The 14028-nt window shown below is 72.7% G+C and carries 15 protein-coding genes; 12 read left to right on the top strand and 3 right to left on the bottom strand.

Annotation, left to right across the window (positions count from 1 at the left end; genetic code table 11):
- The first annotated feature begins 187 nt into the window (after positions 1-187).
- The 4 genes from dapD (at position 188) to AC068B_RS36825 (ending at position 3815) form a co-directional block, all read left to right on the top strand.
- Positions 188-1177 carry a 2,3,4,5-tetrahydropyridine-2,6-dicarboxylate N-succinyltransferase gene (dapD, locus tag AC068B_RS36840; RefSeq protein ID WP_478675849.1) on the top strand — a complete coding sequence of 330 codons (990 nt, stop codon included), beginning with the start codon at positions 188-190 and terminating at the stop codon, positions 1175-1177.
- 77 nt (positions 1178-1254) lie between these two features.
- Positions 1255-1866 (top strand): hypothetical protein, encoded by a 612-nt coding sequence (locus AC068B_RS36835; RefSeq protein ID WP_478675848.1) that lies wholly within the window; start codon positions 1255-1257, stop codon positions 1864-1866.
- A 165-nt stretch (positions 1867-2031) separates the two neighbouring features.
- Positions 2032-2592 (top strand): SigE family RNA polymerase sigma factor, encoded by a 561-nt coding sequence (locus AC068B_RS36830; protein WP_478675847.1) that lies wholly within the window; start codon positions 2032-2034, stop codon positions 2590-2592.
- Positions 2589-3815, top strand: a complete 1227-nt coding sequence (locus tag AC068B_RS36825) for a WD40 repeat domain-containing protein (RefSeq protein ID WP_478675846.1) — start codon at positions 2589-2591, stop codon at positions 3813-3815. Before AC068B_RS36830 ends, AC068B_RS36825 begins: the two co-directional genes overlap by 4 nt.
- A 45-nt stretch (positions 3816-3860) precedes the next feature.
- Here AC068B_RS36825 and dapA read toward each other — a convergent pair whose 3' ends face one another.
- The gene (gene dapA, locus AC068B_RS36820; RefSeq protein WP_478675845.1) at positions 3861-4775 is read right to left on the bottom strand and encodes a 4-hydroxy-tetrahydrodipicolinate synthase; all 915 of its coding nucleotides are present in this window, start codon (positions 4773-4775) and stop codon (positions 3861-3863) included.
- A gap of 181 nt (positions 4776-4956) precedes the next feature.
- On the opposite strand from dapA, the gene AC068B_RS36815 reads away from it, so the two are divergent.
- The 7 genes from AC068B_RS36815 (at position 4957) to AC068B_RS36785 (ending at position 9871) form a co-directional block, all read left to right on the top strand.
- Positions 4957-5379 carry a phage holin family protein gene (locus tag AC068B_RS36815; protein WP_478675844.1) on the top strand — a complete coding sequence of 141 codons (423 nt, stop codon included), beginning with the start codon at positions 4957-4959 and terminating at the stop codon, positions 5377-5379.
- On the top strand, positions 5376-6047 hold the full coding sequence (locus AC068B_RS36810) for a DUF3618 domain-containing protein (RefSeq protein WP_478675843.1): 672 nt from the start codon (positions 5376-5378) through the stop codon (positions 6045-6047). Before AC068B_RS36815 ends, AC068B_RS36810 begins: the two co-directional genes overlap by 4 nt.
- The gene (locus AC068B_RS36805) at positions 6044-6310 is read left to right on the top strand and encodes a DUF4235 domain-containing protein (RefSeq protein WP_478675842.1); all 267 of its coding nucleotides are present in this window, start codon (positions 6044-6046) and stop codon (positions 6308-6310) included. The genes AC068B_RS36810 and AC068B_RS36805 overlap by 4 nt, the downstream gene beginning before the upstream one ends.
- Positions 6311-6380: 70 nt before the next feature.
- Positions 6381-7199, top strand: coding sequence for an SDR family NAD(P)-dependent oxidoreductase (locus tag AC068B_RS36800; protein ID WP_478675841.1), 819 nt, complete (start codon positions 6381-6383; stop codon positions 7197-7199).
- A 71-nt stretch (positions 7200-7270) separates the two neighbouring features.
- A complete protein-coding gene (locus AC068B_RS36795; protein ID WP_478675840.1) occupies positions 7271-8071 on the top strand; it encodes an SGNH/GDSL hydrolase family protein in 801 nt (266 codons plus the stop codon).
- Between the two features lie 142 nt (positions 8072-8213).
- Complete coding sequence (locus AC068B_RS36790; RefSeq protein WP_478675839.1) at positions 8214-8903, top strand: antibiotic biosynthesis monooxygenase; 690 nt, start codon at positions 8214-8216, stop codon at positions 8901-8903.
- A 119-nt stretch (positions 8904-9022) separates the two neighbouring features.
- Positions 9023-9871, top strand: coding sequence for an SRPBCC family protein (locus AC068B_RS36785; RefSeq protein ID WP_478675838.1), 849 nt, complete (start codon positions 9023-9025; stop codon positions 9869-9871).
- 30 nt (positions 9872-9901) lie between these two features.
- Here AC068B_RS36785 and AC068B_RS36780 read toward each other — a convergent pair whose 3' ends face one another.
- Positions 9902-11770, bottom strand: coding sequence for an endonuclease/exonuclease/phosphatase family protein (locus tag AC068B_RS36780; protein WP_478675837.1), 1869 nt, complete (start codon positions 11768-11770; stop codon positions 9902-9904).
- Between the two features lie 244 nt (positions 11771-12014).
- On the opposite strand from AC068B_RS36780, the gene AC068B_RS36775 reads away from it, so the two are divergent.
- On the top strand, positions 12015-13469 hold the full coding sequence (locus AC068B_RS36775) for a hypothetical protein (protein ID WP_478675836.1): 1455 nt from the start codon (positions 12015-12017) through the stop codon (positions 13467-13469).
- An 87-nt stretch (positions 13470-13556) separates the two neighbouring features.
- Here AC068B_RS36775 and AC068B_RS36770 read toward each other — a convergent pair whose 3' ends face one another.
- Positions 13557-14012 (bottom strand): hypothetical protein, encoded by a 456-nt coding sequence (locus AC068B_RS36770; protein WP_478675835.1) that lies wholly within the window; start codon positions 14010-14012, stop codon positions 13557-13559.
- Positions 14013-14028 lie beyond the last annotated feature (16 nt).

Here is a 14028-nt window from a genome sequence, read left to right as displayed (position 1 = left end):
GGCTCAGTGGGCGACCGTGTTGTGTGCCGTCGGTGCGGTGGGTGGTGTGGTGGGAACGGTCTATTTCGGGCGGCGGCATTTGAGGGAGCGCGGGGATTCGCGGTGAGGCCCGCGCAAGGGGCCTCGTGGCGGCCCGGACCTTGAGACCGGTTCGCCTGCGCGGCGCACCTCCGGTTAGGTTTCACCCATGACCGACACGAACGCTTCCCGCACCACCGGCGCCGTCGCCGCAGGCCTCGCCACCGTCACCGCCGACGGCACCGTTCTCGACACCTGGTTCCCCGCCCCCGAGCTCGTCGCCGAGCCCGGCCCCGCCGGGAGTGAGCGGCTGACCGCCGAGCACGCCGTGGAACTGCTCGGTGCGGGCGCGGGCAAGGCCATCGGCCCGGACGCCCGCCGTGGCGTGGAGATCATCGCTGTCCGTACGGTCATCGGGTCCCTCGACGACAAGCCGCTGGACGCCCACGACGTCTACCTGCGCCTGCACCTGCTCTCGCACCGCCTGGTCAAGCCGCACGGCGTGAACCTGGACGGCCAGTTCGCCTTCCTCGCCAACGTCGCCTGGACCTCGCTCGGCCCCGTCGCCGTCGACGACGTCGAGAAGGTGCGGCTCAACGCCCGCGCCGAGGGCCTGCACCTCGCCGTGACGTCCATCGACAAGTTCCCGCGCATGACGGACTACGTCACGCCGAAGGGCGTCCGCATCGCCGACGCCGACCGCGTCCGCCTCGGCGCGCACCTCGCCGCGGGCACCACGGTCATGCACGAGGGCTTCGTGAACTTCAACGCGGGCACGCTCGGCACCTCCATGGTCGAGGGCCGCATCTCCGCCGGTGTCGTCGTCGGCGACGGCTCGGACATCGGCGGCGGCGCCTCCACGATGGGCACGCTGTCCGGCGGCGGCAACGTACGCATCGTCATCGGCGAGCGCTGCCTGATCGGCGCCGAGGCGGGCGTCGGCATCGCGCTGGGCGACGAGTGCGTCGTCGAGGCCGGTCTGTACGTCACCGCGGGCACGCGCGTGACCCTGCCCGACGGACAGATCGTCAAGGCCCGCGAGCTCTCCGGCGCGTCCAACATCCTCTTCCGCCGCAACTCGGTCAGCGGCGCCGTCGAGGCCCGCCCGAACAACGCGGTGTGGGGCGGCCTGAACGACGTGCTGCACAGCCACAACTGACGGCGGACACCGCTGCTCTATCGTCGGGGCGCCATCGCCATCGCCACCGCTCCACAGCGCTCCACAGGGGGAACGACATGAACAGAACGGGTGCACGGGCCCTGGCCCTCGGCGCCGCCGCGGTGCTCGGCCTGGTGGCCGGGTGCGGGCAGAGCGTGGGTCAGCCGCGTGACGACGTCAGGGGCGGCGGCGCGCAGCCGGTGAGCCGGGCGGCGACCGGCGACCACAGCTATCCGCTGCGCAAGAGCGACATCCCCTGGAGCGGCAGCCCGAGCCCGTTCAACGCGCAGGTCAAGCTCGCCGACGGGCGGCGCGTGGCCATGCACTACATGCGCGGCAAGGGGCTGTTCGTGCAGGACTACAGCCCCCGCACCAAGGGGTGGTCCAAGTCGGCCGTCGTGTACAAGACCAAGACCGACGCCTGCCAGGGGATCACGCTCAAGGCCAAGGACGGCACGGTCGCGGCCTTCGGTGACTTCGGCGTGTACTGCGCGGACGGCGAACCGCCGACCGAGTCGGTCGCCGCGGTCGCCGTGGGCCCGCTGACCAAGTGGGACAAGCACCTCACGAAGGACTTCGACGGCTGGGAGAAGATCGTCGTCGCTCCCGGAGGCAAGAAGGTCACGTTCAGCCGGGGCAGTGACACGCTGCGCTGGACCAAGGCTGCGGGGTTCCCCGCCGCCCGCTGACGCGCACGCGCGTGCACGTGCACGCGCCTCGACAAGGAGCGGTCGCCCTCTCGCAGGGCGGCCGCTCTTTCTTCTTTTTCCGGCGGCGAGGCATAGCGGCGGTCGTCCGGACCCGTCCTCATTCATGCGGGAGGGCAACAGGCCCACCAGGGAGCGAAGGTGCCGATGAATGTCCATGAGCAGGACAATTTCCGGGAGTTCGTGGAGACCAGATCGTCGGCGCTGCTGAAGACCGCCGTACTGCTCTGCGGGGGCGACCGGTACGCGGGGGAGGACCTGCTGCAGAACGCGCTCGTCAAGGCGGCCGGGCGGTGGCAGCGGATCGACGAGCCGGAGGCGTACGTCCGCCGGATCCTGTACCGGCAGCAGGTCAGCCGGTGGCGGCTGAAGTGGCCGCGGCGCGAACTGGCCGTCGCCGAACCGCCGGAACGTGCCGAGTCGGGGGACGGCACGTCCGCGGCGGAGCTGCGCATCGTGATGCGCGGGGCCCTCGCCAAGCTCACCGCGCGGCAGCGGACCGTGCTCGTCCTGCGTTACTTCGAGGACCTGCCGGAGGCGGAGGTGGCCGCCGTCCTCGGCTGCTCCGTCGGCACCGTGCGCAGCACCACGCACCGCTCGCTCGCCCGGCTGCGGGGCCTCGCCCCCGAGCTGGCGCACCTGGACCGCTCCGACGCCGCCGACCGGCCCGCGTCCTGCGACTTCTCGCCCATGGAGGTTTCACCGTGAACGTGGCAGATCTGGTGCGCGAGTCGCTGCGGGAGCAGGCGGGCCAAGAGGCGCCCGTGCCGGGGGACTTCGCCGACCGCGTGCTGGCCGTGAGCCGACGGCGCAGGAACCGGGCGATCGTGGGCACCTCGCTCGCCGTGGCGACGGCCGCCGTCGTGGCGGTGGCGGTGCCGGTCATCTCCTCGGACTCCGATGAGGAGGGCTCGCGCCCGGCCAGCGAGCTGCAGAGCGGCGACGTCGTCGCGCACCCCGGCCAGACGCCGCCGCGGGAGCTGATCGCCGCGGGCGGCACGGCCCTCGCCGCGTACAGCACGAGCAAGAACGTCAAGCAGCCCGACGGCGATGCCCTCAGGACCCGCACCTACCGGCTGCTCGACCAGAAGACCGGCACCTACCGCACGGACCCCCGCTGGTCGTGGCTCGACGTCGCGCCCGGCATGCGGACCGCCGCCGTCCTGGAGCGCGGGCTGCCCGCCCGGCGGATCGGGCTGCTGAACCTGCTCACGGGCAAGGTCGAGCGCTGGATCCCGGTGGACCACGGCGTCGGCGGCGTCGAGTTCTCGCCCGACGGCAGGAAGCTCGTCGCGACGACGTACGCGAAGGACCCGGACCGGCTCGACAAGGACCGGCCGATCAACGACGGCAAGCACGAGGAGCCGGGGCCCGCCGATCCGAGCAGGACCGGCTTCTACGTCCTCGACGTGGCCTCGGGGAAGGGCAGCTGGAGCGAGGTGAAGACCAAGGGCGGCGGGTTCGGCATGTCGGACATCAACACCCGGCAGGACTTCGACTTCAGCCAGGACGGCTCGCTGGTCTACTCGGGTCGCATCCGCGAGCCCAGCCAGCAGTACTACGACTTCCAGGGGCGGAAGAAGAGCACGCCCGTGCGGGAGAGGCACCTGCACTGGGCCGTCGAGGCCCGGCTCTCCCCGAACGGGAAGCTCGCCGCAGGTGACTTCGCGGGCGGCGTCAAGACCACCGCCACCGAGGTCCTCGACCCCCTCACCGGCAAGCGGGTCGCCAAGCTGCCCGGTCAGCAGCTGCTCGCCTGGGCCGACGACCGACGGCTCATCGCCTGGGACATCGAACCGGGCACCAGCGAGTACCGGCAGCGGCTCGTGCTCATCACCATCGGGAGCGAGAAGACGGTTCCGCTCAGCGGCTACCGCTCGCCGAAGGACAGTTCCGGCGGGAGCTGGACACCGCTCTTCGCCCGGCGCTGAGCACCCCGGCGTTGAGCCCCCCGGAGTTGATGCTCCGACGCCTGATCACCCCGCCGCCCGGACCTCCGCGCCCCGCGCCCTCTCGTACGCGGCGAGCAGCCCGTCGGTCGCCTCGCGACCGGCGGGCAGCAGCGGTGCCCGTACCGGCCCCGCGGGCAGGCCGAGCGCGCCGAGCAGAGCCTTCGCCGTGACGGTGCCGGGCAGGCCCGACGCCATCATCGCCTCGACCAGCGGGACGGCGGCAAGCTGCGCCCGGCGCGCGCCCTCCGTGTCACCGGCGTCGAACGCGTCGAAGACCTCCCGCGGACGGCCGGGGAGCACGTTGGCCACCGTGCTGACACAGCCCGCGCCACCCACCGCGTACAGCGCCAGATTGAACTCGTCGCAGCCCGCGTAGTACGCCAACTCCGTCCGGGAGATGGCCTTCTGGCTGCCGAGAAGGTCGTACGCGCAGTCCTTCACCCCGACGATCCGCGGGTGGTCCGCGAGCCGCAGCACCGTCTCCGTCGCGATGCGGGTGCCGGTGCGGCCCGGGATGTCGTACAGCAGCACCGGCAGCCCGCAGGCGTCGGCGACCGTGCGGAAGTGTGCCTCGACGGCGTCCTGCGGCGGCAGGCTGTAGGACGGCGTGAGCACCAACAGGCCGTGGGCGCCCGCCTTCTCGGCCTGCCGGGCCTGCTCGACGGCGTGCCGCGTGTCGTTGCTGCCGACGCCCGCGACGATGGAGGCGCGGTCGCCGACCGCGTCGGCCACGGCCCGGACGAGCGCCGCCTTCTCGGCGTCGGAGGTGGTCGGCGACTCACCGGTCGTGCCGGACAGGACGAGCCCGTCGCAGCCCGCGGACACCAGGTGGTCGGCGAGCTGCCGGGCGCCGTCGAGGTCGAGGTCGCCCCCGGCCGTGAAGGGCGTGATCATCGCGCAGAGGGCGCGGCCGAAGGGTGCCGGGGTTCGGGAGGTCATGGGGGAAGTCTCGGCCCGCCCGTGGTGAAGCTCCACTTAATTCTTCTACGAGGTAATGGACAGAAGGGCTACGAGGATTGCCGCGGACGTGCCGTGTCGACGCGGCTCGCCGGAGATCGGCGTGGATAGCGTCGCCGGGCGCGGGTACTCGGTCGTCCCAGCCAGAAGGGAGGCGGACCCCGTGACCGGGACCATGGGCGAGCAGCCGACGCGCGAGCATGCGCAGCACTCGGTGGGAGAGCTCGTCGAGCGGGCCACCGCACAGCTTTCGGAACTCGTACGCCAGGAAATGCGGCTCGCCGGACAGGAGATGGCCGCGAAGGGCAGGCGCGCGGGCCGCGGCGGGGGACTCCTCGGAGCGGCCGGCGCGGTCTCCTACGTCGGACTCATGGCGCTGGCGGCCACGGCGGTCGCGGCACTCGCACTGACCTTGCCCGTCTGGGGCGCCGCCCTCATCGTCACGGGCGTGCTCTTCGCCGTGGCCGCGGTGCTCGCCGTGGTGGGCCGAGGACAGCTGGCCCGCGCGGCGCCCCCCATGCCGCGGGAGGCGATGGACAGCGTCAGGGCGGATGTCGACGAGATCAAGGAAAGGGCGCACCGATGACGGACACCCCGAAGAACGCGAAGAAGAACGCGGGCGCGAAGGGGCCCGACGAACTGCGTCGGCAGATCGAGGAGACCCGCAGCAGCCTCGGCGAGACCGTCGGGGAGCTGGCGGCGAAGGCGGACGTGAAGGCCCGCGCCCGGGACCGGGCCGCGGCGGTGAAGGATCAGGTACAAGGGACGGCGGCACAGGTGAAGGACAAGGTGACGGAGCAGGCGGCGCGCGCCAAGGACAAGGCCGCGGGCGAGGCCGGGCACGCGCGGAGCGCGACGGCGGAAGGCGCGGCCCACGCCAAGGGCAAGGCGGCCGGGGGTGCGGCCCACGCCAAGGGCAAGGCCGTCGAGAGTGCGGCGCGCGCCAAGGGCAAGGCCGTCGAAGGGGCCGGGCGCGCCAAGGGGATCGCGGCCGAGGGCGCCGGGCGTGCCAAGGGCGCCGTGCTGGAGGGCAAGGCACGTGCCGAGCAGCACCGCGCCGTGGTCCAGGCCGAGGAGAAGGTGGCCGAAGCCGCGCGCCGCGTGCAGGACGGCACGCCCGAGCCCGTGCGGGCCGCCGCGAGCGGCGTCGTGCGGACCGGCGGCCGCCACCCGCGGACGGTCGCCGCGGCCGGGGCGGGCGTCCTGGTGGCCTGGGTGATGCTGCGCCGCCGCAAGCGGTCCGGTCGCCGATGAGCGGGACCAAGATCCTCTACAAGCCGCTCGGCATGGCCTTCGGCATGCTGGGCGGCGCGGTCGCGGGCGCGCTGTTCCGGCGCACCTGGAAGGCGGTGGCGGGCGAGGACGACGCACCGGACGCCCACGACGAGGAACGCTCCTGGAACGAGATCCTCGCCGCCGCGGCGCTGCAGGGCGCGATCTTCGCGGTGGTCAAGGCCGCGGTGGACCGCGGGGGCGCGGTCGGCGTACGGCGCCTGACGGGCCGCTGGCCGGGCTGACGCCCGCGGCCGTCTGACATGATCGGCGCGGGCGCCGACAGGCCGGACGGACACAGAGGCTGAAGGCACGATGAAGAACAACAGCGAAAGCAGCACCAACAGCGGCATCGGCTCCGACGACAGCGGCCACCGCGCCGCAGAGCCGGGCGGGCAGGGCGAGCGGCGCGTCGCGCTGGTGACGGGCTCCTCGTCCGGCATCGGCGCCGCCATCGCCCGCCGCCTCGCCGCCACCGGAGTCCGCGTCGTCGTCAACTCCGCCCGCTCGGTCGAGGCGGGCGAGAAGCTGGCGGCCGAACTCCCGGACGCCGTCTACGTACGGGCGAACGTCGCCGACGAGGCCGACGCCGCGCGGCTCGTGCAGAGCGCCGTCGACACGTACGGCCGCCTGGACATCCTCGTCAACTGCGCGGGCACCACGCGCTTCATCGACCACGACGACCTGACTGCGGCCAACCCCGACGTGTGGCGGGAGCTGTACGACGTCAACGTCATCGGCGTGTGGCAGACCATCACCGCGGCCGTCCCGCACCTGCGCGCGAGCGGCGCGGGCAGCATCGTCAACATCACCTCGCAGGCGGGCGTGCGCCCGAACGGCAGCTCGATCCCGTACGCGGTCAGCAAGGCCGCCGTGAACCACATGACCAAGCTGCTCGCCAAGACGCTCGGCCCCGCCGTGCGGGTCAACGCGGTGGCGCCCGGCATGATCGACACGCCGTGGTTCGACGGGGTCGAGGGGATCGAGGCGTCCATGGCGGCGGTGGCGGAACGGCTGCCGCTGGGCCGCGTGGGCCGCCCGGAGGACATCGCCGGGGCGGTCGCCGACCTGGCCAACTCCTCGTACATCACGGGAGAGGTACTGCTCGTCGACGGCGGCGGCCACCTCCTGTAGCCCCTCTGCAGCCCATCGGGCGGCGCCGGGCCCGCGTTGACGGGTCCGGACGCCCGGAGGAAGCTCGGGCCATGGCCACGACGCAGCAGCATCCGTACGCCCGTTACGTCGCGATCGGCGACAGTCAGACGGAGGGCCTCGGGGACGGCGACGAGGAGCACGGCTACCGCGGCTGGGCCGACCGGCTCGCCGAGATCCTCGCCGCCGGGCACCCGGACTTCACCTACGCCAACCTCGCCGTGCGCGGCCGTCGGACGGCGGGGATCAAGGCGGAGCAGATGGGTCCCGCCCTCGCCCTGAAGCCGGATCTGGTGACCGTCATGGCGGGCATGAACGACCTGGTGCGGCCCGGCTTCGAGGCCGCGCGCGTCGCCGCCGACGTCGAGGAGATGTTCACCGAACTCACCGCGGCGGGCGCGCGTGTGGCCACCGTCACCTTCCCGGACATCGGGCGCGTATCGCCGCTCGCCCGGCGTGCGCTGCCCCGCGTCCTCGACCTCAACGCCCGGATCCGCGCGGCCGCCGACCGGCACGGCGTGGTCGTGCTCGACACGTTCCCGCACCGCATCACCACCGATCCACGGCTGTGGAGCAAGGACCGCATGCACGCCAGCCCGCTCGGCCACGCCCGGATCGCCGCGGGCATGGCGGACGCGCTCGGCCTCGCAGGGCACGAGAGCTGGATGAGCCCGCTGCCGCCGCTGGCCCCGGTGTCCGTGCTCGGGGCGGTGACGGCGGAGGCGCGCTGGTTCGCGGGGTTCATGGGGCCCTGGGCGTGGCGGCGGGTGCGCGGGCGGTCGTCGGGCGACGGGCGGGACGCGAAGCGTCCGGTGCTGGAGGCGGTCACCGCGGCGGATCACGAAAGGGCTTGACCTCCCCCCTGGCCTCACCCCCTGGCCTCACCCCTTGGCCTCAGCCCTTGACCTCAACCTTGGTCGAGGTCGGAGTGTGGTGCGTGCACGGAGCGGACGCCCGCTCCGGCACCCGACTTCGACCGAGACGGACGGACCCGCCATGCCCGCGACCAGCACCCTCACCACCCTCAGCACCGGCACCCTCCCCGACCCGGCCCGCGCCGACGGAGGCCTCACCTTCATCAGCACCTGGAGCACCGGCTCGCCCGAGCGGCAGCGGGCCACCCTGGACGCCATCGCGAAGGCCTGGGAGACCCGCACCTGGCCGCACCAGGGCCTCCTCTCGTACACGGTGTACGCGGGCTCCGACGGCACGACCGTCCTGCACCACTCGCAGTGGCGGGACGAGGAGGCCTACCAGGACTTCTTCGCGAGCACCGGCAACGGCAGGGACGCCAGGAACACCGAGATCGACGCGGCCGTGCCCGGCATCGAGCGGCTCGGCCTGAACAAGACGCGGCTGTACCGCAGTTGGACCGACGGGAGCGGGCGCGAGGGCCGCGCACCCGGCGCCGTCGCCATCGCCATCGCCCGGGTCGACTTCGATGCGCCCGACCCCGACGGGCAGCGCGCCTGGTCGGACCGGGCGGCCGAGGCCCTGGACAGCGACCCCGGCGGCGACCCCGGCCTGTACGCCGCGCACTTCCACGTCAGCACGGACGGCAGGCGGGTCGTCACCTACGCGGAGTGGGAGAGCGAGCAGGCCCACGCCGACGCGCTCGCCGCGGCGGGCGGCGGGGCGGGCGCCGGGTACCGGTTCGCGTACGGCTTCGTACCGAGCAAGGCGTAGTTTTTCCCGGCCCCGCACCGCCGACCGCTCCGCTCTCCTGGACAGCGGCAGACGGCGGCGGGACGGTGGAGCCATGCCGGACGTCACCGCGGTCCCTCGCCACCACCCCGGGGACCGGCATGAGCGGTGACGGCAGGACGGGCCGGGGCAGGCCGGGCAGACGCAGGCCCGGCAGGGCGAAGACCGAGAGCAGAAGCCCCGCCCAGAGCGCCGCCGACAGCACGGGCGGCCCCGGCGGCACGGGCAAGCCCTTCGAGATCGTCCGGGAACTGGAGGTCGAGGGCTCCCCGGCCCAGCTCTGGGCCGCCCTCACCACCGGCACCGGCGGCTGGCTGTGGCCCATGGAGTACGAGCCCCGCGAGGGCGGCGCGGGCCCCGCCGGCTCCACCGTCACCTGCTGGGACCCGCCCCACCGCCTCGCGGCCCGCGTCGAGGACCCGGACGGCCTGCCCGGCCAGCGCCTCAACCAGCTCGACCACCTCATCGAGCCGCGCGACGGCGGCCGCCGCTCCTGGCTGCGCCATGTGCACAGCGGCATCTTCACCGGCGACTGGGACACGCAGTACGACGGCGCCGTGAAGCACACCGACTTCCACCTGCACACCCTGGGCCAGTACATGGCGTACTTCGAGGGCCGCCCCGTCGTCTACTCCGCCCTGCACGGGCCGGCCGCCTCCAGCGCCCCGGACGCCTTCGTCAGGCTCGGCCGGGCCCTCGGCCTGCCCGACGACGCCTCGGACGGCGCGCGCGTGCGGGTACAGGCGGCGGGCGGGGAGCTGGACGCGGTGATCGACTTCCGCAGCCGGTACTTCATCGGCCTGCGCTCCGACGAGACGCTGCACCGCTTCTACGGGCGCAACCACTTCGGCGCCCCGGTCGGCGTCAGCATCCACGACTTCGGCGCGCACGCGGACCCCAAGGGCACCGAACTGGCGTGGCAGGACTGGCTGGACCACCTCTACGGCTGAGGCGGCCCGGCCGGGCTCCCACGGCTACGGCTACGGCCTGAAGCGCAGCACCTGCGGGTCGTGGTCGCTGTTCTGCTCCGCGAACTCCGCGTTGATGTGCACGCTGTCGTAGCTGAAGCCGTCCGCGTCGCCCACCCCCGGACTGGTCAGGATCTGGTCGAGGACCTGCGAGTTGCCCTGGTAGACGTACGTATAGCGCTCGCTCTTCGGCAGCGACCTGGCGGCGGAGCGCAGCGCGCCGCCGTCCTCCAGGGCCTTGGTGGCCGCGGAGAACTCGAAGTCGTTGATGTCGCCGAGCACGACGACGTCGGCGTTCCGCTGGACCTTGCGGATGTCCTTCACGAAGCCGTTCACGGCCTGCGCCTGCAGCAGCCGCTTGGCCTCGGAGGAACGCACCGGCGGCTGGTGGTGCGAGGTCAGCCCCTCGTCGCCGCCCTTCGACCCGAAGTGGTTGGCGATCACGAAGACGGTCCGGCCGCGGAAGGTGAACTCACCGGCCAGCGGCTTGCGGCTGTCCGCCCAGGCCGCGTTCCCCGGGTCGACGCGCCCGGGGGAGTGGCTCAGCGCGGCCCGGCCGCCCTTGCGTACGACCTCGGTGGGGGTCGTCGCGTCGCCGGGCGCGCGCTCGGTGAACGAGACCCGCTCGGGGTTGTAGAGGAAGACCTGTCGGATGTTGCCGCCCGGCTCGCCGCCGTCCTTGTTGTTCTCCGGGTCCACGGACCGCCACGCGTAGCGCGGCCCGCCCGCGGCGGCGATCGCGTCCGTGAACTTCTTCAGGGTCGCCTCCGCGGAGACCGTGCCGTCGTTCTTCGCCCCGTTGTCGTCCTGGATCTCCTCCAGGGCCACGATGTCGGGCGAGGAGAGGTTCGAGACGACGGCCCCCGCGAGCGCGTCGAACTTCTTCTGCGGATCGGTCGGGTCGAGGTTCTCGACGTTGTACGTGGCCACGGCCAGCTCACCCTTGGCCTGCCGTCGCGTCTTCTCGCGTGTGAGGCCCTTGCCTTCGATCTTGCCGAGCTCGCGCGCCACGACGGTGTAGCCGCCGAACTGGTTGAAGTCCAGGGGGCCCTCGGCGCCGCCGCGCAGCACGTCACCGACGTCCGCCTTGGGGAACGGCTGCTCGGAGACCGGGGCGAGCTGCTGGATCTGCAGCCGTCCGCCGTTCTGCGCGTCGTACGAGCCGTAGACGGTGCCGCCGCGCCTGTTCCGGTGCTCGTGCTTCTTCACGGTCACCCACAGCTCGTTGTACGCGTCGGTCGCGCCGACCACGCGCGAGCTGCCGACCCGTACGTTCATGCCCTCAAGGGACTCGTACAGGTCGAGGGCGTACGAGCGCGGCTTCAGCGGCAGCGCGTTGATGCTGCCGCCCTGCGCGGGGTCACCGGCGGGTGCGTACGCGGCGGGCACGGACTTCGCGTCGACCGTGACGGGCGCGGGCAGCGGGTTGCCTGACGACTCCACGGTCACCGTCGGCTTGGTGAGCTGGGTGAGGGACTGGTTGCCGGAACCGGCGCCCCCGGGCACGTACTCACCGACGGTCCCGGAGACCAGGACCGCGTCGCCCGCCTTCACGGTGAGCGCCGCCGAGCCGGTGAAGACGAAGACGGCCTCACTGGTCGCGGGGTCGGCGTCGGCCGCCCCGTCGGCGGACTGGATCCAGAAGCCCTTCGAGCCGTATCCGCGGACACCGGTCACGATGCCTGCGACGTCCTTGACCTGCTGTCCCGCCAGGGGCGAGACACGGGTGGCGCCCTGGATGTCGTGGATGCCGACCGCATCGGCGGAGGCGCCGGAGGCGGCGGAGGACGAGACCACGAGCAGTCCCGCGGCCAGGGCGGTGGCGACGACGGCGCTTACGGCGGCGGTTCTCGGTACGCGGGGCGTCGGTATGTGCGGCATCAGTGACTCCGGATGAGGGTGGGAGCAGGGAAAGGGACGGTGCGGCGGTGCGGGCCCGTGCGGGGCTCTACGCGCGTCAATCTCTTGTGTGACCAGGGGAGTTGTCAAGGTTGTTCGGGTGTTCCGGCGCTGTACGTTTTCTGACAGGGACATGAACCGGGCGGCATGGTGCCAAATCCGTCTAGGCTTGCGCCTTGCCGACCCGTACCCTCGGCGCCCCACCCCCTCGGAGGAGAACCAGCCGATGTCCGTAAGCCCCGCCACCCTGCCGCCGGTGCTGCTGCACTCCGAAGCGGAACTCGCGCGGGCCGCGCTCGCCACGCCGCTGCTGTCCCGCGCCGTGCGGCTCGCCCGCTGGGCGGGACCCGACACCCGCGTCGGCGCGGGCGGTGAGCTCGTCGACGCACAGCTCCCGGCGGCCGCTGCCGAGCTCGGCCTCGCGGCGGATGCCATCGACGGCGCAGACGCGGCCGCGTACGCGAGCGAGGCCTGGCGGGTCGCGGTGGACACCGGCCTCATCGACGTCACGGACGCCGAGGAAGAGGGCGCGGAAGGCACCGTCGCCCAGGGCGAGGACCTCGCGCTGCTCTCCGCGGGCAGCCCGCAGGACGTCCTCGGCATCTGGCTCGGCGCCCTCGACACGGTGTACTCGGACGCCACCGTGCCCGACATGGAGAACCTCCTCGACGTCCTGGAGGAGAACGGCGAGGTCGACTTCGAAGAGCTCGGCTGGGACCCGCAGGCCGAGGCCGACTTCCTGGACGGCGTCCTCGGCAACCTCTACCTGCTTACCGTGGGCGACGCCGCGGGCGGCGAGGAGCCGGTGCCGCTGCCCGCTCTCGCCGCCTCGATGATCGTCCCCGACGACATGGGCGAGCCCACGGACGACATCCTGGAGCAGGTGTCGGACGCGATGATGAAGCTCGACGACCAGTTCCGGATCTTCGAGCCGCTCGGTCTCGTCGAGTACCAGCCGGTCGACGAGGCGCTCATGGCCGACATCGACGAGGAGGGCCCCGAGCCCGCCCCCGTCGACGACGAGGACGTCAGCCGCTACGGCATGGTCCGGCTCACCCCGCTCGGCCTGTACGGCGTCCGTGCTCGGATGCTGGAGGCCGGTGTCGACGCGCCCGCCGTCGGCGACCTCGCGGACAAGGGCGCCGACGTGCTGCTCGACGGCACCTCCGGCTTCCCGCAGCACGCCGCGCAGGCGGAGATCGAGCGGTGGCTCGCCCGGCACGAACCGCTGGACGCCGCACGGGAGTTGCTGGTCGCGGCGCGCGGCGGCGACGAGGGTGCGCCGCTGCGCAGGCTCCGCTGCCAGCAGGCGCTCTCCCTGGTCGGCGACGAGGCGGAGCCCGCGCTGCGCGACGTCCTCGACGACCCGGAGCTCGGGGGTCTGGCCCGGGTGTGGCTCACCGAGCACGGCGCCGCGGACGTGCCCGCGCCGTCGGAGGAGCTCATCTTCTGGCTGACCATCGACACGCTCGCCGCGCAGCTCGCCGTCGAAGGCAACTCGGACGAGCTGCAGGGCCTGGTCGAGGGCCTCGCACAGCAGCACAGCGGCTTCTTCGCCACGGCGTGGCGTGTCGAGCACCCCGCCACGGCCGAGGTCTTGGAGGCCATGGGCCGCCTGCACCCCGACAAGAAGGTGGCCAAGGAGGCCCGTAAGGCGGCGTTCAAGGCCCGGAACTTGTGAGCGATTGAGGACGAGCCCGAAGGGCGATCGACAGCACCCCGGGTGGGCCGGGCCAGACGGTCCAGGCCCACCGGGGTCCCGCTCACATCAACATTCGTACCGAGTCGTGTGCTTGAACGACGACGTCGCGCCGTCGAACCCGTACGTCCCCCGGTACGCCGGAGGATTCTGGTACTCGCCCACGATCGTGATCGTGTTCGCGCACGACCCCTGCCCGGCGCGCTTCGCGTCGAGCCGCATCGTCTCGCCGAGCGTGCCGCCCGTGATGTCCCACGGCGCGCCGCAGATGCCGGACGTGATCTGCCCGCCCGTCACCACGTGCGGATAGGTGTTGGGGTTGTACTTCACCTCGAGGACGAACGTGACGGCGCCGCTGTGGAGCGTCAGCTTGCACTCCGTCGACAGGGCCTCGGTCGACACCTCGGCCATCGGCGTGCCGAACGCCTCGTCGCGCGTCTTGACCTCGGCGCCCTGCGGATTGTGGAAGCGGTGCTCCGACGTCCGCGACTGGCCGCTCTTCTGCTTGCGTGCCTGAGTGGTCATGGAAAACCCTCCTTCC

It is taken from the genome of Streptomyces sp. NPDC042371, from assembly GCF_056437465.1.
Note: the sequence above shows the minus strand (reverse complement) of the source record. Positions and strands in the feature narration are given on the sequence as shown.

Bases quoted from the DNA above. Each gene is read 5' to 3' on its own strand.
- dapD (WP_478675849.1), top strand. From the start codon at position 188: ATGACCGACACGAACGCTTCCCGCACCACCGGCGCCGTCGCCGCAGGC.
- AC068B_RS36835 (WP_478675848.1), top strand. From the start codon at position 1,255: ATGAACAGAACGGGTGCACGGGCCCTGGCCCTCGGCGCCGCCGCGGTG.
- AC068B_RS36830 (WP_478675847.1), top strand. From the start codon at position 2,032: ATGAATGTCCATGAGCAGGACAATTTCCGGGAGTTCGTGGAGACCAGA.
- dapA (WP_478675845.1), bottom strand. From the start codon at position 4,775: ATGACCTCCCGAACCCCGGCACCCTTCGGCCGCGCCCTCTGCGCGATG.
- AC068B_RS36810 (WP_478675843.1), top strand. From the start codon at position 5,376: ATGACGGACACCCCGAAGAACGCGAAGAAGAACGCGGGCGCGAAGGGG.
- AC068B_RS36805 (WP_478675842.1), top strand. From the start codon at position 6,044: ATGAGCGGGACCAAGATCCTCTACAAGCCGCTCGGCATGGCCTTCGGC.
- AC068B_RS36800 (WP_478675841.1), top strand. From the start codon at position 6,381: ATGAAGAACAACAGCGAAAGCAGCACCAACAGCGGCATCGGCTCCGAC.
- AC068B_RS36795 (WP_478675840.1), top strand. From the start codon at position 7,271: ATGGCCACGACGCAGCAGCATCCGTACGCCCGTTACGTCGCGATCGGC.
- AC068B_RS36790 (WP_478675839.1), top strand. From the start codon at position 8,214: ATGCCCGCGACCAGCACCCTCACCACCCTCAGCACCGGCACCCTCCCC.
- AC068B_RS36785 (WP_478675838.1), top strand. From the start codon at position 9,023: ATGAGCGGTGACGGCAGGACGGGCCGGGGCAGGCCGGGCAGACGCAGG.
- AC068B_RS36780 (WP_478675837.1), bottom strand. From the start codon at position 11,770: ATGCCGCACATACCGACGCCCCGCGTACCGAGAACCGCCGCCGTAAGC.
- AC068B_RS36775 (WP_478675836.1), top strand. From the start codon at position 12,015: ATGTCCGTAAGCCCCGCCACCCTGCCGCCGGTGCTGCTGCACTCCGAA.
- AC068B_RS36770 (WP_478675835.1), bottom strand. From the start codon at position 14,012: ATGACCACTCAGGCACGCAAGCAGAAGAGCGGCCAGTCGCGGACGTCG.